This is a genomic window from Roseibium sp. AS2 (genome assembly GCF_038900065.1).
Lineage (GTDB): Bacteria > Pseudomonadota > Alphaproteobacteria > Rhizobiales > Stappiaceae > Roseibium.
This window is the reverse complement of record NZ_JBBMQN010000005.1, coordinates 131,108-149,649: the sequence shown is the minus strand read 5'-3', so window position 1 is coordinate 149,649 and position 18,542 is coordinate 131,108. Positions and strand designations below refer to the sequence as shown.

Below are 18,542 nucleotides of genomic sequence, written 5' to 3'. Positions count from 1 at the left end.
CTACACATGCGTGCTTACGTAATCGGGAACGTCGCCATCGACGAAACCATCTCTGTTTCTGCCTTCCCGCAAGCCGGGGCATCTCTTCTGGGCCGCGAGCAAAGCCGCGACCTGGGGGGCAAGGGCGCCAATCAGTCGGTTGTCTGCGGCCGTTGCGGCCTTGCGACCACCCTGATCGCCGCGGTTGGCGACGGGTTCCGCTCCAGGATGATCCAGGAGCAACTCGCCCAGGAACCCATCAAGAGCGATTTGATCCGTCTCAGCGGCGTCCCTACCGATTTCTCCATCGTTTTCACCACACCTGACGGCGAAAATGCCATCGTTACGACCACCGAAGCGGCGGAAAGCCTTACGCTTGATGCCGTGCTTCCCACCCTTTGCGAAGCGCAACCCGGCGATATTGTCGTCCTGCAGGGCAACCTCTCCGAAACCGTGACTCGCGGTATCCTGAAGAAGGCACGTGAGAAAGCCCTGGTTACCGCCTTCAACCCGTCCCCCTTGCGGTCCTACTTCCATGATCTTTGGCCGGACGTCGACCTTGCCTTCCTCAACAAGGGCGAGGCTCGAAGCCTGACCGGCGCCGATGGTGAAGCAGCGGCACGGAAACTTCTCGCCAGGGGCGTGCGCCAGGTGGTGCTGACGGCAGGGGGCGAAGGAGCCACGCTCGCGGACAGGACGGGTTTCGTGACCGTGCCGGCCTCTCCGGCGACGGTGCTCGACACCACGGGGGCCGGCGACACGTTCATGGCAGTCGCCATCGCATCCTCCGCCCTGCGCGGCTGCGACCTGGACGAGCGCTCCCTGCGCCATGCCTCGGCCGCCTCCGCCTTGACGGTCGGCCGGTGTGGAACGCGTTCCGCCTTCCCGAGTGAAAAGGAACTGGCAGACATTCTTGCCGATTGATCCGGTTTTGTCCGCTTCACCTCACCTGTTTTCAGTCATCCAGCCGAGCAGGTTCTTCCAGAGCCTGCCGTAATTCTCCCATTCGCAAAACGCCGGCGACAGCCAGTGCGGACCGATATCCGATGTCCAGGCTGCACTCCGGCCCTTGCCGTAGCTGCCCAGTACCAGCAGCGGAAAACCACCCTGGTCTTCCGGCAGCCTGGCGACGACTTCCACATCTTCACGCTCGCGCACTTCCACTTCGTTGATGCCCAACATCGGCGGCCATTCACCTTCGATGCCGGCAAAGACCGGGTGATCCGGCTTGAGAATATCGGCACCCGTGCCTTCGGGGATTTCGATCCGGTCGTCATAGGGAAGGCATGTCACCGGAAGAACGTCCTCGACCGGCGTACGCCGCCAGCGCGCCTTGCCGTCTATGCCCTGGAAGGAAAAGTAACCGCCGATCATCAGGAGGTTTCCGCCCTTTTCGACCCAGGCCCGGATAAGCTTCAGGCGATTGGGCACCGTTTGCGAATGCAGCCAGACCTGTGGAGGCAGCAAAAGGGAATTTGCACCGATGTCGGAGAGGATGATCGCGTCGTAGGCGTCAAGCCCTTCCATCTCGAACGGGAACTGCTCGACGGCGTCGTGCGCGGTCATATAGGTCAGTTCGAATTCGCTGCCCTTCAGGGCCTTCACCAGTGGTTCAGCACCCAGGTGAAATGTCACGCTGCCAAACTGGTCGAACCCTTTGTAGTGAGTGGCAGAGCTGACCCAGCTTTCGCCAACGAGGAGGACTTTGGTGGTCATTACTATTCCAATCTTGTGTACTTAAGTTCAGGCTGCTGCCTGGAAAACGGATCTGGGGTTGTCACGCAGGAAGACGGTAAGACTATCGTCGTCCAGTCCATGCCGCTTCAGGCGCGGCAGGAAGTGGCGCTGCACATAGCCGTAGCCGTTGCCCCCGTAGTGGGTGAGCATCATCTTCAGGAAAACATCGTGGGAGAGCAGAATCCGGTCCCGGTATCCCTCGTCCACCAGCTTGACGATCGCGGCCGCGGCCTGGTCGTCGCTCGGGCACTGCACCTGCTGGTCGGCATAGAAGAAATCCATTCCGATCATGTCGTATTCAATGAAAGCTCCCCGGGAGGCGAGCTCGCTCTGATACGTCAGGTCGTCCCACGAAGGGTTCATGTGACACAACACGGTGTGGCGGAAGTCCACGCCTTCCTCCGCGACGAGGTCAAGAGCCTCGTGACCGAGGCGGAGCCAGCCGGGCAGATGGATCATCAGCGGAAGTCCCGTGCGCACATGGGCCTGGGCAGCACCGCGCAGGGATTTGCGTTCGGCGGCGGTGAAGGCCGCGGAGACACCGATTTCGCCGATAAGTCCTATCTTCAGACCGGTCCCGTCCACACCGTCAACGGCTTCAGTGACGATCTCGTCCGCGATCTGGTCGATGGACATGTCCGCCAGTCTCGCCGGATGCGACCCATCCAGATAGAAACCGGCGCCCATGACGATGTTGAGACCGGTCGCCTTGGAGATTCGGGCGAGTGCTTCCGGATTCCGGCCAATGCCCTGACAGGTCGGTTCGACGACTGTGTTGCCGCCCTGCCGGGCAAACGCCGCCAGTTCGGTGATGGCCAGACGTTCGTCGTCCAGCGAAATATTGTCCTTGTTCACGAAGGGGTCCTGACGCAACTCGCCGAGGATCTCCATGCAGACAAAACTGTCGGCCAGATACTGGCGGTCCCGGGTACGGGGCGGGTTCCACCAGCAGCGGCAGTCGTTGAGGATATGCTCGTGCATCAACGTGACGCCGAGCTGCTCCACCGGGATCGGTCCCTGGACACTCATGACCTGTCCGGAGCCCACATGGCCAGGAGAAAGTTCCGTCTTGCTCATGTCAATTCCGCTTCTTGCCGCCAAATCGGAAATTGGTGGTGAATATCCGGGTGTTCAGCCAGATGGCCAGCAGGATGATCGCGCCGGTTACGATCTGGGTGAAGAATGGCGAGATATGCATCAGGATCAAGCCGTTGCCGATCACCGCAATCGTCAGGGTTCCGAGCACCGTGCCGATCATGGTTCCCCGTCCGCCCATGAGAGAGGTTCCCCCGAGAACAACCGCCGCGATGACCTGCAGCTCGAAACCGACCGCCGCATTGGACGACCCGGAGCCGAGGCGGGCCGAGATCAGAATCGCGGCAAGCGCGCAGGCGAACCCCGATACCATGTACACGGATGCCACGATCCACTTGGCCGGCATGCCGACCCGGCGGGCCGCCTCCAGATTGGACCCCACGGCGACAACCTGACGGCCGTATTTGGTGACCGAGATCACCACAAACCCGGCAATCGCGACCAGAATTCCCAGAATGGCGGGAAAGGGCATGCCGAAGAGTTCGCCCCGGCCAATGAAAAAGAAGCCGGGAACGTCACGGATCGGAATGGAATAGCCCTGGGTCAGATAAAGGGCAAAGCCGCGCAGGATGGACAGGCCTGCCAGTGTGACGATGAAGGCGGGAATACCCTGGTAGGAGACAAACCAGCCCTGCATCAGACCGATGACGCCTCCAAGAACCAGCATCGCGATGATGACAAGCGGCCAGGGCACTCCCAGAGCCAGAACGATCGCGGCAATTGCATTGATCAGTGCCACCATAGATCCCACGGAGAGATCGATGCCGCCCGTCAGAATAACGAGGGTCATGGCAATCGCCACGACCAGGATCGGCGCGGCCTGGCGCACGATGTTCAGGACATTGCCGACGGAGAAGAATGTCGTCGTCATGAGAGAGAAGAACACGACACAAACCACGAAAAAGAAGGCGATGGACAGGACCTGGGCATGCTCACCGAGGAAATCGGCGAACGGATGCCCTTTGGTACGCTCGGTGTAGACCGTCAATGTCTTTCCTCTCCGACAATCAGTTTCACCAGATCTTCCAGATCGGTGTCAGCTATGTTGCGTTCGGCCACCTTGGTTCCCTCGTACATGACCGCAATGCGATCGCAGACGCGGAAGAGATCCTGCAGGCGATGGGTGATGAGCACGACGGCAACACCCCTGGCCTTGACGCGGTTGATGAGGGACAACACCGCTTCCACTTCCGCAACCGCGAGTGCCGAAGTCGGTTCGTCCATGATCAGAACCTTGGGCTGGAAGGACGCGGCGCGGGCGATGGCAATTGCCTGACGCTGGCCGCCGGACAGTTTTTCCACCTTTGCGGTGAGGCGCGGAATGCGGATTTCAAGGGAATCCAGCATCTTCCGGGCTTCCTCGATCATTTGCTTGCGGTCGAGAAAAGGACCCTTGGTCAGTTCGCGGCCGAGAAAGAGATTGCCCACCACATCGATGTGGTCGCACAGACTGAGGTCCTGGAACACCATTTCGATGCTGCTCCGCCTGGCCTCCGCCGGACCGGAAAAACGCACGGTCTTGCCATTCAGCGTGATGGTTCCCTCGTCGGGGATATGGGTCCCTGAAATGATCTTGGAGAGCGTCGACTTGCCGGCGGCATTGTCGCCCACCAATCCGAGGCACTCACCCGGATAAAGATCGAGGTCGACCCCGCGAAGAGCCTCATGAGAGCCGAAGGTCTTGCGGATGCCCCGCAACGACACAGCCGGCGAAGTAGTGGCCGCCATTCCGACTGACCGGGGATCGCTGGGATCCCCGGTGCCGCCAACAGCGGTAGATGGCTGTTGGTCATCGATCATTTAAATGTGTCTCGGTAAGGATCGACGTTCGCTTTGGTCACGATGGTTACGGGGATGTCGATGCTCTTCTCGACAGTGCCACCGGATGTGATCTTGTCCAGAGCCTCGACAGCCGCAACACCTTCCCCTTTCGGGTCCTGCTGAACGACGGCGGCGACATAACCTGCATCGATGCCGGAAATGGCCTGAGCCGTCAGGTCCCAACCGAAGATCTTGATGTCGTCCTGTTTGCCCTGGCTTTCAACGGCAGCGATTGCACCCAGAAGAGCCGGTTCGCCCGTGGCATAGATAGCCGTCAGATCCGGGTTGCCGGTGATCAGGTTTTCCGCGGCCGTCAGAGCGTTGTCCTGAATGTTCTGGCCATCGACAACGCCGGCGACTTCAATGCCGTCCTTGTCCTTGATCGCGTCCTCGAAACCTTTCTGACGCAGGTTCTGAATGAAGGAGTTCAGGGCCCCGACGATGCCAACCTTGGCCTTGCCGTCCATATCGCTTTTCACGTAGTCGACAAAATAAGCGCCCATGTCCGCGCCGGCTTGACCGTTGTCGACACCGATCTGTGCCTTTTGCGGACCTTCCGGAAGAACCGCGTCGATGGCGACCACCGGAATACCGGCTTCGTTGGCGGCTTCGACAGCCGGCATGATGCCATTGACGTCAATGGCGACGACGATGAACCCGTCGACCTTCTGGGTGATGTAGGTTTCCATCGCGCTGTTCTGCGCCGAAGGGTCGTTGTTGGCATTGAAGATCACCAGCTTGTCGCCGCTCTTGTCAGCAGCTTCCTGGGCACCTTCATTGATCTGATTGAAGAACAGCGCCTGCTGATTGATCTGGATAAGCGCGTATGTCTTGTCTTTTGCAAAGGCAGGAGCTGCACCGAGGCAGGCAAGCGCCGTTGTCGCGGCGAGAGCAGCACCGAAAGTCCTGCGGGTGAGAGATCTCATTGTTTGATAGTCCTCTGTTAGGTGGTGGTGCGTTGCTTTTATTTTTTCGCCGGAGGTGCAACAGAATCCCGTACGACGATTTCAACCGGCAGCAGTTCTTCCGACGCTATAGGGGCGTCCCGCTGCCAATCGGTATCCATGAGAAGAGAGAGGGCGCGCTGGCCCAAAGCACGCACAGGCTGACGGATTGCAGTCAGAGGCGGCCCGAAAAGGTGTAACGGGCCGACGTCGTCAAATCCGATGACGGACACGTCGGCCGGGATTGAAATACCGCTTTCCCGGAACACCTCGATCAGCCCGATGGCGATTTCGTCCGACGCCGCGAAGATGGCGGTTGCTGGCTGGTTGTCAGCGATGAAACGGCGCGCTGCCTCCCGCCCGAATTCAATGGTGTAGGCGCCGACGTAACGATCGATCACAGCCCTGTCGCCGAAATCTTGCTGTAGCGCGCGTTCAAGTCCCTTGTAGCGCCGCTGCGTGGAGATCATCTCCTCGGGACCTCCGATATAAAGCACCCGCTGGTGACCGAATTCCGCCAGATGCCGGCCGACCTGAAAGCCGCCGTTCTCGTTGTCGCAAAAGAGCTTGGGGACGGTCGCCAGCGGGACGTCTTCATCGACCACCACGACCTTTCCCGTGCGATTGATCAAAGCCGCCAGGTCTCCGTTGTCCGGGTGATTGGTCACAAAGACCAGGCCGTCCACGTGGTTGCGCTCGATCCGGCTCAAATAGGCCAGCTCCCTATCCGCACGGTTGAGGGTGGCATAAAGGGTCACTGCCAAACCGCGGCTGTCTGCGGCTTCTTCAACCGCCGCAACCAGAGTGCCGAAAAAGGGATTGGCGATGTCGGGAACCACCAGACCGATCGTATCCGTCTGACCGCGGCTCAGTCGCCGGGCATGGGGATTGGGCTCGTACTCGAGGCGGGCAATGGAAGATTCTATGCGCTTTTTTGTGGAGTCCGGCAGGTCGAGTTTGCCATTCAGGAAGCGCGAAACAGTTGTCACGGAGACACCTGCTTCCTTGGCTACATCCTTCAGACTTGTCGTTCTTCGCTCGGCCATGTTTGTCTCGTAAAGCGATTTAGTAAATCGGTTTACAAAGCCTCTTCCATATATTTATCGCTGTCAATTGGATTCCCGTTGCGTCGCAGATGAAAAAACAGGCATGCCCGGGAAAAAGGCCTCAGAGGCCCTGCGCTCGAGGAGAATCCGTTACCAGAAAAGGGCTTTCGATGGGCATCGCGAAAGTCGTGTGTGTTGGTCTGATGCCATAACGCTCGATGCCGCGTTGCGGTTTGCCGGAGTCTTGAGCAGATATTCTGTCTTGGGCAGACGCCTGTTCGTTTGCACTCATTCGAGGCGTCAGGGCTCAGGCCACAGGTGTCGGCGACCCGTGCCGCGCTGGCAACCCGGATCGAGAACGGCGACACTCTGCGCCAGCGCTTCGTTGAACCTTGAGCGATGAAGGCACCGCGAAGTCCGATCAATTCGTCGAACTGGCACGCCTATGCCTGCGCGCAGAGCGCTGTCAGCCGGCTGGCCTGCGAAACCTGGAATTGCTCGGCAAACTGAGTGCGCCAACAGGAGACATGCCGATCGCGCAAGACCGGTCCTGCAGCTGTGCCTGCTTCAATTGGCGGCGAAGATCTGAGCGCAATGGTCAGGTTGCAAGCGGGTCAGACCGGCGTAGCTGGCTTAGGCAAACTGCGCCCCGCGCCATCGAACAGATGGGCCTTTTCCAGGTTTATGGCAATGCCCACCGCATCCCCCGACTTCAGCGGAAAATGGCCATGCTCGCGCACCAGCACCTGGCCGATCCCCGGGATATTGGCGTGTATGTTGGTGTCCGAGCCCAGATGCTCCACCAGTTCGGCGCTGCCGGTCATATGCGCCCTTGCCGGAGCAACAATGTCGAGATGCTCCGGCCGCACGCCGAGCTCCTTGGCGCGCCCCTGACTTTCGCTCAGGCCGAGCGGCAGGGGCGTTCCGTCCTTCAGCAGAATGCCGTCACCACCCGGCTCGATTTCCAGGATGTTCATGGTCGGCGAGCCGATGAACTGCGCGACGAACTTGTTGGCCGGCCGCTCATAGAGGTCGAGCGGCGTTCCCACCTGCTGGATGTCGCCGCCATTCAGGACGACAATCCGGTCCGCCAGCGTCAGCGCCTCGACCTGGTCATGGGTCACGTAGATCATGGTCGCCTTCAGGCGCTGGTGCAGGCGAGCGATTTCCAGGCGCATCTCGACGCGCAGGGCGGCGTCCAGGTTCGAGAGCGGCTCGTCGAACAGGAAGGCGCTCGGATCGCGCACGATGGCCCGGCCCATGGCCACCCGCTGGCGCTGGCCGCCGGAAAGCTGTTTGGGCAGCCGGGCGGTCAGGCTGCTCAGCCCCAGCGCGCCGGCCGCGTTGCCGACCTTGTCGTTACGCTCCGCTGCTGCAGCCTTGCGGATTTCAAGCGAGAAGCCCATGTTCCGGGCGACATCCATATGCGGATAAAGCGCATAGGACTGGAACACCATGGCCATGTCGCGGTCGCGCGGCGGCACTTCGTTCATGCGGCGTGTATCGACCCGGAACTCCCCGTCCGTGATCGGTTCCAACCCGGCGATCATGCGCAGAAGGGTCGACTTGCCGCAGCCGGACGGGCCGACCAGCACGATGAATTCGCCGTCCTCGATCTCCAGGTTGATGTCGCGCAGGACTTCAACGGGACCGTAATTCTTGGCGATGTTCTGAAGTTCGATGCGAGCCATGAGCCGGGTCCCCTACCCCTTGACGGCGCCAGAGGTGAGCCCCTGGACCAGATAGCGCTGGATGAAGATGAAGAACAGGCAGGACGGCACCAGCGCGAGCACGCCGGCCGCCATCATCTGCCCCCAGTCGACCGAAAATTTCGAGACGAAGGTCAACAGCCCGACCGGGAAGGTCATGGTGTCGTTGGAATTGATCAGCATAAGCGCGAACAGGAGTTCGCTCCAGGCGGCGGTAAAGACAAAGCCGAGGGTTGCGGCCAGCCCCGGCAGGGTCAGCGGCAGGATGATCTTCCTGAGCGCCTCGAACCGGGTGCAGCCGTCGATCATGCCCGCTTCCTCCAGATCCTTGGGAATGCCGTCGAAAAAGGACTGCATCAGGAAGGTGGCGAAGGGAATGTTGAAGGCCGTGTAGACGATGATCAGGCTGGTCAGTGAGTTCAGGAGGCCGACAGCGGCCACGATCTTGTAGATCGGCGCGATGATCATCAGGAGCGGAAACATTTGGGTGATCAGCATCAGGGCCACCACGAGCCGCTTGCCGCGGAAATCGAAGCGCGAGAAGGCATAGCCTGCCGCCGCAGCGACACAGGTGGTGACGGCGGCCGTGACCAACGAGACGATCACACTGTTCCTGAAATAGGCCAGAAAGTCGGTCGCGAGCAGGACGGTCCGGAAGTTCTCGAAAGTGACCGAACTGGGGAACAGCGCCGTTCCTTCCGAATAGATCAGCTTGTCCGGCGTGATGGCGATCTTGGCCAGCCAGTAGAGCGGGAAAAGGGCGAAGCCGACATAAAGGGCCAGCGCCAGATACTTTCCCGTGACCGCCAGCGGCGAGTTTTTTCGGAGCGTTCTCAGGGACATCTCAGATCCTGACCAGCTTGCGGCGCAACACCAGCAGGATGACGGCATACAGCATCAAAAGGGCGAGCAGCGCGACCGCGATCGCCGAGGCGTAGCCGAAATCCAGTTTCCGGAAGGCGGTGGTGAAAATGTAGGTCGACAGGATCTGCGTGGAATTGGCAGGCCCGCCGCCGGTCATGACGAAGATGAGATCGGCGAAATTCGCGATCCAGATCGTCCTCAGCATGACGGTGATGGCAATCATCGGCGCCAGGAAGGGCAGCGTGATCTTGGTGAAGGACTGCCAGGGCGTGGCGCCGTCGATTTCCGCGGCCTCGTAGAGCTCGTTCGGAATCGATTGCAGGGCTGCCAGGAGGGTGATGGCGAAAAACGGAATGCCGAACCAGACATTGGCGGTGACCGGGCCCCACATGGCCAGGTCCGGGTCGCCCAGAATGTTGAACGGTTCGGGAAGAATGCCGAGCGCGGCGAGCCAGTGCGGCAGCGGTCCGATGGTCGGGTTGAACAGCCAGGCCCAGGTCAGGGCCGACAGGAAGGTCGGCACGGCCCAGGGCAGGAACACCAGCGCCTGCACGAGGCGCTTGCCATGAAACTGCGTGTTGAGAAGCAGAGCCAGGCCAAGGCCCAGAAAGAACTGGAAGAAGATCGAGCCCAGCGTCCACCAGAAGGTGTTGGTCAGTGCCAGCCAGAATTTCCGGTCGCTCCACAGCGCCTGGAAGTTGTCGAATCCGACCCAGCCCGACTGAAACGGGCGCAGCAGGTTGACGGACTGGAAGGCGTAGGAGATCCCGATCACCAGCGGAACCAGCATCACCAGGCCGATCAGGACGAGCGCCGGCGAGATATAAAGATACGGTTCCACCATGTAGCGGAGATAGAAGGAGGGCCGCGCCCGGGAAGTCCCGGGCGCGACTGATTTTGCGGAATTCATTGCGCGGCTTTCCAGCGGCCGTATTCTTCCGTCAGGAACGCGGCCCACTGATCGGCCATCTCCTGGGCACTGATCTGGCCAAGCAGGGCTTCCTGGCTGGTTTCAAGCGCGACGGAATCGGCGAAATACCCGAACTGTTCCAGATAGGTCGGCATCACGGTCGGGATATAGGCCTCCCCGTTCAGGGTTTCGAACCAGCCGGCGAACTGTTCGGTCTTGAAGTGCGGGTCCTGCTCGGCGCCTTCGTGGATCGGAATGACCCCGACACGTTTCGCCCAGTCCTTGTTGGCTTCCGGGCTGGCAAGATGCGCGATCAGCTTCCAGGACAGGTCCTCGTTGTCCGTGTTGTCGAACATCGCCCATCCCGCGAAGCCGATGGTCGGAAAAGCCTTGCCCGCCGGACCGACCGGCATCGGAACAACAGCGAAATCATCCGCTTCCATGCGTTCGGCCACCGCGATCAGCGCATCCGGATCCTGATCCAGGAACGCACAGGTGCCCGAATAGAAGCCGGCGACAATCTCGTTGAAGCCCCAACTGACCGAATCCTTCGGTGCGTAGCCGTTCTGGTACATGTCGATCAGAAACTGGATGCCTTCCACCGAACCCGGCTGGTTGAGCGTGCTTTTGCCGTCCGCGTCGAAGAAGGTGTTGCTGCCATTCATGGTGGCGGCCATCATGATCCAGCCATTGAGGCCGCCGGGGCCGCCGCGCAGGCAATAGCCGTATTTGCCGTCCAGTTCGGAAACCGCCTTCGAGGCCGCCATGAAGTCTTCCATGGTCTTCGGCGGTCCTTCGACACCCGCTTCCGCAAGCAGTTTCTTGTTGTAGAACAGGGCGCGCAGGTAAAAGCCGTAGGGTATCATCCGGGCGGACTTGCCGTCCGTCTGGCGGCCCATGTCAAGGGTCTTCTGGGTCAGGGTATCGCCGTGTTCCCAGCCGGCGATGCGGCTGTTCAGGTCGACAAGCCTGTCCTTGTAGATCCCCGCCCAGCGGTCCGGCATTTCCACGACATCGGGAATGTCGCCGCCGGCCACCATGGTGGCGAATTTCTCGAAGGCCTGTCCCCAGGGCAGCGAGACGATCTCGACCTCGGTGCCCGGATTGGCTGCCTCGAAAGCATCGACCTGGCCTTGCAGCACCTTGGTGCGTTCCGGGCTGGTGATGACTTCCACCAGCTTCAGGGTTTCCGCGCCGGCCACCGTGCCCGACAGAAACGCCAAAGCGCTAATTGCTCCTATCAATCCCCTCATGATCAACTCCACTTGCTGAAAGGTTTCGTTCTGGTCGCGCCGCTTATGATCGGGCGCTTGTGCTCAGGGCCGCTTCGAAATCGGCCCAAAGATCGTTCGGGTCTTCCAGACCCAGGCTCAGGCGCAGGACCCGGTCCGACACGCCGAAACGCTGCATGGAATTCTGTTCGCCGGCCTGGGCCAGGCCGATCCGGGTCGGCAGCACCAGGCTTTCGAAGCCGCCCCAGCTGACCCCCAGCCGGAACAGTTTCAACGCGTCCGCCAGGCGCGGAATATCAACGCTTGCGTCCAGTTCAAGCGACATCAGTCCGGACCGACCGGTCAGGCCCGGAACCGAATTGGGGCCGGGCGAAAGCACTGCGGTGACTTTCGGATGGGCTGACAGCCTGTCGACAAAGACATTCGCCGTTTCCTGGTGCTGGCGCATGCGCGGCCCAAGGGTGCGCAGCCCGCGGGTCAGGAGAAACGCCTCGAAGGGCGCCAGCTTGCCACCGAGCAACGTCAAGGTGAGATCCCGGATGCGGCCGATCAGATCGGTGCCCGCAACGACAACGCCCGCGACCGTGTCCGAATGGCCGGACAGGTATTTGGATGCCGAGTGAACAACGATGTCGATGCCAAGGGTCAGCGGACGCTGAAACAGCGGCGTCGCCCAGGAATTGTCGACCACGGTCAGCGTGCCGTGCCGCCTGGCATGGGCGGCAACGGCGGCCAGATCCAATGTCTGGAACACTACCGAATTCGGGCTCTCCAGATAGGCGAGCCTGACGCCCTTGAGCAGATCCGGATCTTGCTGGAAGTCTGCCACGGAATGGTAGGTCACTTCGATACCGAACGGGCGCAGCAGACGCTCGAACAGGCGGTAGGCATCGGGGTAGACGTGTTCGATACAGGCGATCCGGTCTCCCGGACGCACAAAGGCCAGCACCGTTGACGAAATTGCCGCCATGCCGGAGGCGAAACCGACCGCGGCCTCGCCTTCTTCCGCTTTCGCCATCAGGTTTTCGAAGGCAGCCACCGTCGGGTTCTGGACGCGCGTGTAAAGCGGGTCACCCGAGCGGCCGGCCATGCGGTCCTCGAAGGCCTTGTAGCTGTCGAAGGTGAACAGCGACGTTTGCACGATCGGCGGTGCGACCGCGCCGCCGAACCCGGAAGCTGCCGCGGCCAGCATGGTCTCGATCGAATATCCGCCCGGCTCAGCGTCAGCCATCGTGTTCCTCTGAAATCTTCTGGGTTTCGGTGCACACCATGTCGATGATGGTCGCGGTCAGCTCAGCGGCCCTGTCCTCGTCCCCCGCGATGATCGCGTCGGCGAGCGGCCGGTGAAGCGGTATGGTCTCCTGACCGAGATGGGCCTTGCCGAAAGGGGTATCGTAAATGCCGTGAAAGGCCTTCTGGATCTCTGCGATGAACTGCTTGAACAGCGGATTGCCCGTGGCCTCGTGTACGGCATTGTGAAAGCGGTGGTCCGCCGGCCGCCAGTCCTCGCCGGCCTCAAAAACCGCCATCAGCTCCGCCACGCGGGCATTGATGATCCTGCGCTGCTCCGGGGTCGCCTGACGCGTGGCGATCCGGACCGCCTCGATTTCAAGCGGACGGCGCACCTGCTGCATGCGCAACAGGCTTTGCGCCTCGTGCTTGATCGTCAGGGCGACGCGCAGCGTGTTTCTCGAAATTTCCGCGATAAGCCGCGTGCCGGCACCCTTGTTTCGGCTGACGACACCCATGCTTTCCCATGTCTTCAGGGTTTCGCGAATGGTCGAGCGGCCGAAGCCAAGACGCCGCACCAGCTCAAGCTCGGGCGGCAGGCGGTCGCCAACCTTGAGCCCCTCTTCCTCGATCAGGGTAATCAGGGCCCGCGGCACGTCCCGCGGACCTTCGGTCCGGCCTGCGTCGGGAGCTTTCTGGAGGGCAATTTCGGGCATCAGGTGGGGAGCGCCTTTCTCGTTAGCCCGCCAACGATACCACTTTGTCTGACAATGTAAACATTATGTCTGACATAATTTTTACGAGTCAAAATCTCGATGTAACTTACTGATCTAATTATCTTAAGGAAAAAACCTGGCGACGCGTTTGACCCACGTCACTGTGTCAGATGCACGGAATCGGACATCCGGTTTCACAAAACAAAACAGCCCGGCACATTGCCGGGCTGCGTTTAGGTGACTGATGGAAAAGCGATCAGCCGATCTGGGCGGTCGCCTCGATCTCGATCAGCGCTTCGTCCTCGATGAGACCGGCGACGACCACAACGGACATGGCCGGAAAATGGCGGCCGAAGACCCGGCGGTAAGCCTCGCCGACGTCCTTCTGCCGCGCCAGGTATTCCTGCTTGTCGGTGATGAACCAGGTCAACCGCGCAATGTCGGCAACCGTGCCGCCCGCTTCTTCCACGATGGCGGCGATGTTGGATAGCGTCTGTTCCATCTGGCCGACAAAATCGCTGGTCTCGAAGACCTGGTCCTTGTTCCAGCCGATCTGGCCGCCGATGTGCAGGGTCCGGCCCTGTGTCAGCATCCCGTTCGCATAGCCTCTGGCAGGCGCCCAGCCTTCCGGTTGAATGGTTTTGAGCGTCATTGATCCTGACTTTCCTTGAGTTGCTGCATCTTGACCTGACCGGAGAGAAACACGGCTCATACTCCGATATAGCCGGCGGTGACGTCGTCCGTGAGCGCGTCAACCGATCCGGTCCAGACCGATTTTCCGCGTTCCAGAATGGTCGCCCGGTCGCACACCTGACGCAATTCCCGGATCGACTTGTCGATCACAAGGATCGCGAGACCGGTTTCGGCCTTGAGTTGCCGGACCACGGCCCAGATCTCCTGCCGGATCACCGGTGCAAGGCCTTCGGTGGCCTCGTCCAGGATCAGGAGCCTGGGATTGGTCATCAGCGCCCGGCCGATGGCGAGCATCTGCTGTTCTCCGCCCGACAGCGACCCTGCCCGCTGGCCGCGCCGCTCCCCGAGACGCGGGAACAGACCGGTCACCCGTTCGAAGGTCCAGTCGCCCCGGCGCGCGGCGGCGATCAGGTTTTCCTGAACACTGAGATCGCGGAAACACCGGCGGCCTTCCGGCACCAGCCCGAGCCCGAGCCGCGCGGCCTTGTGGCTCGGCAGGCGCGACAGGTCCTGGCCATCGAAGCTCAGTGTTCCGTCGGCCGCCAGCATCCGGCAGATGCATTTGACGGTGGTCGACTTGCCCATGCCGTTGCGCCCCAGCAGCGCCAGCACCTCACCCTCGTTAACCTCCAGATCGACGCCGAACAGCGCCTGGCTGGCGCCATAGGAGGCGGTGACACCGGTCAGTTTCAACAGTGCGCTCATGCCTCGTCTCCCAGGTAGGCTTCCCTGACGGCGGCGTTGGCGCGGATCTCGTCGACCGTGCCGGTGGCGATCACCTCGCCATAGACCAGGACGCTGATCCGGTCGGCCAGCGAAAAGACCGCATCCATGTCGTGTTCGACCAGGAGGATCGGCGCCTCCTGGCGCAGCGCGTCGAGAAAACCGGTCAGGGTCCTGGAGCCTTCCGCACCCATGCCGGCCATCGGTTCGTCCATCACCAGCGCTTTTGGGTCCAGCGTCAGGGCGACGGCAACTTCCAACTGGCGGCGCTGGCCGTGGCTGAGTTCGGCGGTGCGCATGCGCGCCTGATCCTGAAGGCCGACCCGTTCGAGTGCCTGTTCCGCGCGCGCCCGCAGCGCGCCGTCCTTCAGCGCGTTGCCGAAGAACCGCCAGGGTTTGCCGCTCGACCCGAGGACCCCGAGCAGCGCGTTCTGCAGAACCGTGTCCTCCATGGCCAGCGCGGAGATCTGGAATGTCCGCCCCAGACCGGCGCGGGCGCGTGTGCGGGTCGGCACATCGGTGACGTCCTGGCCAAGCAGATACACGGATCCGGCATCGGGTTTCAGCGTGCCGCAGATCTGGGCGATCAGCGTCGATTTGCCGGCCCCGTTCGGTCCGATGACGGCGTGAATTTCACCCGGCCGCAGATCGATAGAGATGTTCCGGCTGGCGCGCAGCGCACCGAAGCTCTTGCTGATCCCTCTTGTTTCCAGAACCGGGATTTCAGGGACAGGAGCCTGAACAACAGCATCAGTCATGAACCGCCTCCCGTCCGCAGATCATGCCGATCAGACCGCCCCTGCCGAACAGCACGATGACCAGCAGCAACAGCCCGAGCCAGATGTGCCAGAAATCGCTGAGACCGCCGAGCCAGTGCTCCAGGGCCACGAAAACCAGCGCGCCGACCACAGGACCGAACAGGCGCCCGACACCGCCGAGGATCACGAAGATCATGATCTCGCCGCTGGTCTGCCAGCTGAACATGGTCGGGCTGACAAAGCGGTTGAGATCGGCGAAGAGCGCACCTGCCAAGCCGGTTATGGCCCCGGAGAGCACAAAGGCCACCAACTTGAGGCGGACCGGATCGAGCCCGACCGTTTCCACGCGCACCGGCGCCTGGCGCGCGGCGTTGAGCGCAAGACCGAAGGGCGATCCCGCCAGACGCCAGGCGAACACCAGCACCAGGCACAGCAGCCCGAGGCACAGCCCGTAGAACTGGATCAGATCCAGCGTGTTGAGGCCCGGAAAACTGTTGCGGACATAGATCGACAGACCGTCCTCGCCGCCATATTCGGCCCAGGAAATCGCGAAGAAGAAGAACATCTGTCCGAAGGCCAGGGTGATCATGATGAAATAGACACCTGCCGTCCGGAGCGACAGGATGCCGATCACCAGCGCGGCCAGCGATGACACCAGCACGGCTGCCAGCCAGATCACCGGCATCGACTTGGTGCCCTCGATCAGGACCGGCCACTCGCTGAGCACAGTGTAGGTCTGGGCGTGGTGGGCCAGAATACCCATGGCATAGCCGCCGAGACCGAAGAACATCGCGTGCCCGAGACTGACCAGCCCGCCGAGGCCGAGCGCGATGTTGAGGCCAACCGCCGCGATGGCGAAAATGGCGGCCCGGGTCATCAGCGTGATGGTGAAGGGCTCGTCGGCGGCAAGGGCCCAGAGCGGGATTGCGACGAGGGCCAGGAGCGTCGCGGCGTTGACGTACCGTTCGGGGATCATGCGCGCGCTCCGAAAAGTCCGGCGGGCCGCAGGATCAGCACGGCGGCCATCAGGATGTAGATCGCCATGGAGGCGAGCGAGGACCCGACGGAGGTCGCGGTCGACGGATCGAGAACGAGTTTCAAGAGCTCGGGCAGGAAGATGCCGCCGAGCGTGTCGGTCAGTCCGACCAGGATCGCCCCGATCAGCGCTCCCTTGATGGACCCGATGCCGCCGATGACGATGACCACGAAGGCCAGGATCAGCACCGGTTCGCCCATGCCCACCTGGACCGACTGGATGGCGCCGACCAGGGCCCCGGCCAGACCGGCGAGAGCCGCGCCGAGAGCGAACACGATGGTATAGAGCCGGGCGATGTCGACACCGAGAGCGGCGATCATCTCGCGGTCGTTCTCTCCGGCGCGGATCTGGACGCCCAGACGGGTCCTGGATATCAGGAGCCACAATCCGACTGCGACCAGAAGCCCGACGACGATCAGGGCCAGCCGGTAGAGCGGGTATTCGATCCCTCCCGGCAGCGTGACCGGTCCGGACAGGGTCTCGGGCACATTCAAAAACAGCGGAAAGGATCCGAAAATCCAGCGTGTGCCTTCCGAAAAGATCAGGATCAGCGCGAAGGTCGCGAGCACCTGGTCGAGATGGTCCTTGCCGTAGAGACGCCGGATGACAACCAGTTCCACCAGCGCGCCGGCGAGCGCCGCCCCGGCAAGCGCGGCCACCAAGGCAAGCAGGAACGATCCCGTCGCCGCCGCAACAGCCGCGGCGCAGAACGCCCCGATCATGTAGAGCGAACCGTGCGCGAGATTGATCAGTCCCATCACGCCGAAGATGAGGGTCAGTCCGGCGGCCATCAGAAACAGCATGATGCCGAATTGCAGGCCGTTGAGAACCTGCTCAAGGAGCAATATCAGTGACATGAAATTCCCACCTGACGGGCCGGCGCAAAACACGCCGGCCCGGGGTCAATACGTTACATGCTGCACTCGGACCAGTAGGCATCGGCGTGGCTGGTCAGCGCCGTGCCGATGGTCCTGTTGGTGTAGACGTCGCCTTCCTTGATCACCTCGCGGACATGGATGTCCTGGATCGGGTGATGGTTGGGACCGAACCGGAAGTTGCCGCGCGTCGACTTGAAGTCGGCTTCCTCCAGCGCCGCGCGGAACGCGTCGGCATCGCTCACGTCCGCCTTGGCCATTGCCGACAGCAAGAGGTTGGCCGTGTCGAACCCCTGGGAGGCATACAGCGACGGCAGCCGGCCGTATTCGGCCTGGAACGTCTCGACAAACGCCTTATTGGTCGGATTGTCGATGTCCTTGTTCCACTGGCTGGTGTTCTTCACGCCCAGCGCGGCATCGCCGACCGCCTGCAGGATGCCCTGGTCGAACGAGAACGCCGGACCGACCACCGGCAGGTCGACACCTGAATCCTTGTACTGCTTCAGAAACGAGATCCCCATGCCGCCCGGCAGGAAGAAGAACACGCTGTCGGCCCCCGACGCGCGGATCTGTGCGATCTCGGATGCATAGTCGGTCTGGCCGAGCTTGGTATAGACCTCACCGGCCAGGTCGCCCTTGTAGAAGCGCTTGTAGCCGGTCAGCGCGTCCTTGCCGGCCGGATAGTTCGGCGCCAGGATGAAGCTGTTCTTGAAATCCTGGAAATTGGCATAGGCCCCTGCGCCCTCGTGCAGGTTGTCGTTCTGCCAGGCGACGTTGAAATAGTTCGGATGGCAGCCCTTGCCCGCCAGCGCGGACGGACCCGCATTCGGAGACAGGTAGAACTTGCCCTGCGCGGTCACGGACGGGATCACCGCCATGGCCAGGTTCGACCAGATGATCCCGGTCAGGACGTCGACCTTTTCCGACTGGACCATCTTGTCCGCCAGTTGCACCGCGATGTCCGGCTTGCGCTGGTCGTCCTCGATGACGACCTCGATGTCCGTGTTGCCGGACTGTTTCACCGCCAGCATGAAACCGTCGCGCACGTCGATCCCGAGACCGGCACCGCCCCCCGACAACGTCGTGATCATGCCGACCTTCACAGGTTCGGCCTGGGCACCGGAAAGACCGATCGCCAGAGCCGCCGTGGCAGCCATAAGTGTGAATTTCATCT

Annotated in this window: 19 protein-coding genes; 1 reads left to right on the top strand and 18 read right to left on the bottom strand. The window is 61.7% G+C overall.

What is annotated here, in order from left to right:
• Window positions 1–6 precede the first annotated feature (6 nt).
• A complete protein-coding gene (locus WNZ15_RS15840; RefSeq protein ID WP_342893967.1) occupies window positions 7–903 on the top strand; it encodes a ribokinase in 897 nt (298 codons plus the stop codon).
• A 21-nt stretch (window positions 904–924) separates the two neighbouring features.
• On the opposite strand, the gene WNZ15_RS15835 is transcribed toward WNZ15_RS15840, so the two are convergent.
• The 18 genes from WNZ15_RS15835 to WNZ15_RS15750 all read right to left on the bottom strand — a co-directional run bounded on the left by WNZ15_RS15835 (window position 925) and on the right by WNZ15_RS15750 (window position 18,540).
• Window positions 925–1,695: a glutamine amidotransferase gene (locus tag WNZ15_RS15835; protein ID WP_342893966.1), complete on the bottom strand. Its 771-nt coding sequence runs from the start codon at window positions 1,693–1,695 to the stop codon at window positions 925–927.
• 27 nt (window positions 1,696–1,722) lie between these two features.
• Window positions 1,723–2,793 (bottom strand): phosphotriesterase-related protein, encoded by a 1,071-nt coding sequence (locus tag WNZ15_RS15830; protein ID WP_342893965.1) that lies wholly within the window; start codon window positions 2,791–2,793, stop codon window positions 1,723–1,725.
• 1 nt (window position 2,794) lies between these two features.
• The gene (locus WNZ15_RS15825; protein WP_342893964.1) at window positions 2,795–3,799 is read right to left on the bottom strand and encodes an ABC transporter permease; all 1,005 of its coding nucleotides are present in this window, start codon (window positions 3,797–3,799) and stop codon (window positions 2,795–2,797) included.
• Window positions 3,796–4,539, bottom strand: a complete 744-nt coding sequence (locus tag WNZ15_RS15820; RefSeq protein ID WP_342893963.1) for an ATP-binding cassette domain-containing protein — start codon at window positions 4,537–4,539, stop codon at window positions 3,796–3,798. Before WNZ15_RS15820 ends, WNZ15_RS15825 begins: the two co-directional genes overlap by 4 nt.
• 68 nt (window positions 4,540–4,607) lie before the next feature.
• On the bottom strand, window positions 4,608–5,558 hold the full coding sequence (locus WNZ15_RS15815) for a substrate-binding domain-containing protein (protein WP_342893962.1): 951 nt from the start codon (window positions 5,556–5,558) through the stop codon (window positions 4,608–4,610).
• 38 nt (window positions 5,559–5,596) lie between these two features.
• Complete coding sequence (locus WNZ15_RS15810) at window positions 5,597–6,622, bottom strand: LacI family DNA-binding transcriptional regulator (RefSeq protein ID WP_342893961.1); 1,026 nt, start codon at window positions 6,620–6,622, stop codon at window positions 5,597–5,599.
• A 614-nt stretch (window positions 6,623–7,236) separates the two neighbouring features.
• Entirely contained in the window at window positions 7,237–8,313 is a 1,077-nt protein-coding gene (ugpC, locus tag WNZ15_RS15805; RefSeq protein ID WP_342893960.1) for a sn-glycerol-3-phosphate ABC transporter ATP-binding protein UgpC, read from the bottom strand.
• A 12-nt stretch (window positions 8,314–8,325) separates the two neighbouring features.
• Window positions 8,326–9,174, bottom strand: coding sequence for a carbohydrate ABC transporter permease (locus WNZ15_RS15800; protein WP_342893959.1), 849 nt, complete (start codon window positions 9,172–9,174; stop codon window positions 8,326–8,328).
• 1 nt (window position 9,175) lies between these two features.
• The gene (locus WNZ15_RS15795) at window positions 9,176–10,039 is read right to left on the bottom strand and encodes a sugar ABC transporter permease (RefSeq protein ID WP_342894362.1); all 864 of its coding nucleotides are present in this window, start codon (window positions 10,037–10,039) and stop codon (window positions 9,176–9,178) included.
• 62 nt (window positions 10,040–10,101) lie between these two features.
• Window positions 10,102–11,358, bottom strand: a complete 1,257-nt coding sequence (locus WNZ15_RS15790; RefSeq protein WP_342893958.1) for a sugar ABC transporter substrate-binding protein — start codon at window positions 11,356–11,358, stop codon at window positions 10,102–10,104.
• 43 nt (window positions 11,359–11,401) lie between these two features.
• Window positions 11,402–12,568, bottom strand: coding sequence for an aminotransferase class I/II-fold pyridoxal phosphate-dependent enzyme (locus WNZ15_RS15785; RefSeq protein WP_342893957.1), 1,167 nt, complete (start codon window positions 12,566–12,568; stop codon window positions 11,402–11,404).
• Window positions 12,561–13,283: an FCD domain-containing protein gene (locus WNZ15_RS15780; RefSeq protein ID WP_342893956.1), complete on the bottom strand. Its 723-nt coding sequence runs from the start codon at window positions 13,281–13,283 to the stop codon at window positions 12,561–12,563. The genes WNZ15_RS15785 and WNZ15_RS15780 overlap by 8 nt, the downstream gene beginning before the upstream one ends.
• A gap of 256 nt (window positions 13,284–13,539) precedes the next feature.
• Window positions 13,540–13,935: a RidA family protein gene (locus WNZ15_RS15775; protein ID WP_342893955.1), complete on the bottom strand. Its 396-nt coding sequence runs from the start codon at window positions 13,933–13,935 to the stop codon at window positions 13,540–13,542.
• Between the two features lie 56 nt (window positions 13,936–13,991).
• The gene (locus tag WNZ15_RS15770) at window positions 13,992–14,681 is read right to left on the bottom strand and encodes an ABC transporter ATP-binding protein (protein ID WP_342893954.1); all 690 of its coding nucleotides are present in this window, start codon (window positions 14,679–14,681) and stop codon (window positions 13,992–13,994) included.
• On the bottom strand, window positions 14,678–15,457 hold the full coding sequence (locus tag WNZ15_RS15765) for an ABC transporter ATP-binding protein (protein WP_342893953.1): 780 nt from the start codon (window positions 15,455–15,457) through the stop codon (window positions 14,678–14,680). Before WNZ15_RS15765 ends, WNZ15_RS15770 begins: the two co-directional genes overlap by 4 nt.
• Window positions 15,450–16,433 (bottom strand): branched-chain amino acid ABC transporter permease, encoded by a 984-nt coding sequence (locus tag WNZ15_RS15760; protein WP_342893952.1) that lies wholly within the window; start codon window positions 16,431–16,433, stop codon window positions 15,450–15,452. The genes WNZ15_RS15765 and WNZ15_RS15760 overlap by 8 nt, the downstream gene beginning before the upstream one ends.
• Window positions 16,430–17,350: a branched-chain amino acid ABC transporter permease gene (locus WNZ15_RS15755; RefSeq protein ID WP_342893951.1), complete on the bottom strand. Its 921-nt coding sequence runs from the start codon at window positions 17,348–17,350 to the stop codon at window positions 16,430–16,432. Before WNZ15_RS15755 ends, WNZ15_RS15760 begins: the two co-directional genes overlap by 4 nt.
• A 53-nt stretch (window positions 17,351–17,403) precedes the next feature.
• Complete coding sequence (locus WNZ15_RS15750) at window positions 17,404–18,540, bottom strand: ABC transporter substrate-binding protein (protein WP_342893950.1); 1,137 nt, start codon at window positions 18,538–18,540, stop codon at window positions 17,404–17,406.
• Window positions 18,541–18,542: the final 2 nt, after the last annotated feature.

Excerpts from the sequence above, each read along its gene's own strand:
- WNZ15_RS15760 (WP_342893952.1), bottom strand. The coding sequence starts at position 16,433 with ATGATCCCCGAACGGTACGTCAACGCCGCGACGCTCCTGGCCCTCGTC.
- WNZ15_RS15775 (WP_342893955.1), bottom strand. The coding sequence starts at position 13,935 with ATGACGCTCAAAACCATTCAACCGGAAGGCTGGGCGCCTGCCAGAGGC.
- WNZ15_RS15810 (WP_342893961.1), bottom strand. The coding sequence starts at position 6,622 with ATGGCCGAGCGAAGAACGACAAGTCTGAAGGATGTAGCCAAGGAAGCA.
- WNZ15_RS15755 (WP_342893951.1), bottom strand. The coding sequence starts at position 17,350 with ATGTCACTGATATTGCTCCTTGAGCAGGTTCTCAACGGCCTGCAATTC.
- WNZ15_RS15770 (WP_342893954.1), bottom strand. The coding sequence starts at position 14,681 with ATGAGCGCACTGTTGAAACTGACCGGTGTCACCGCCTCCTATGGCGCC.
- WNZ15_RS15830 (WP_342893965.1), bottom strand. The coding sequence starts at position 2,793 with ATGAGCAAGACGGAACTTTCTCCTGGCCATGTGGGCTCCGGACAGGTC.
- WNZ15_RS15790 (WP_342893958.1), bottom strand. The coding sequence starts at position 11,358 with ATGAGGGGATTGATAGGAGCAATTAGCGCTTTGGCGTTTCTGTCGGGC.
- WNZ15_RS15840 (WP_342893967.1), top strand. The coding sequence starts at position 7 with ATGCGTGCTTACGTAATCGGGAACGTCGCCATCGACGAAACCATCTCT.
- WNZ15_RS15785 (WP_342893957.1), bottom strand. The coding sequence starts at position 12,568 with ATGGCTGACGCTGAGCCGGGCGGATATTCGATCGAGACCATGCTGGCC.
- WNZ15_RS15835 (WP_342893966.1), bottom strand. The coding sequence starts at position 1,695 with ATGACCACCAAAGTCCTCCTCGTTGGCGAAAGCTGGGTCAGCTCTGCC.
- WNZ15_RS15815 (WP_342893962.1), bottom strand. The coding sequence starts at position 5,558 with ATGAGATCTCTCACCCGCAGGACTTTCGGTGCTGCTCTCGCCGCGACA.
- WNZ15_RS15780 (WP_342893956.1), bottom strand. The coding sequence starts at position 13,283 with ATGCCCGAAATTGCCCTCCAGAAAGCTCCCGACGCAGGCCGGACCGAA.
- WNZ15_RS15820 (WP_342893963.1), bottom strand. The coding sequence starts at position 4,539 with ATGGCGGCCACTACTTCGCCGGCTGTGTCGTTGCGGGGCATCCGCAAG.
- WNZ15_RS15800 (WP_342893959.1), bottom strand. The coding sequence starts at position 9,174 with ATGTCCCTGAGAACGCTCCGAAAAAACTCGCCGCTGGCGGTCACGGGA.
- WNZ15_RS15795 (WP_342894362.1), bottom strand. The coding sequence starts at position 10,039 with ATGGTGGAACCGTATCTTTATATCTCGCCGGCGCTCGTCCTGATCGGC.
- WNZ15_RS15765 (WP_342893953.1), bottom strand. The coding sequence starts at position 15,457 with ATGACTGATGCTGTTGTTCAGGCTCCTGTCCCTGAAATCCCGGTTCTG.
- ugpC (WP_342893960.1), bottom strand. The coding sequence starts at position 8,313 with ATGGCTCGCATCGAACTTCAGAACATCGCCAAGAATTACGGTCCCGTT.
- WNZ15_RS15750 (WP_342893950.1), bottom strand. The coding sequence starts at position 18,540 with ATGAAATTCACACTTATGGCTGCCACGGCGGCTCTGGCGATCGGTCTT.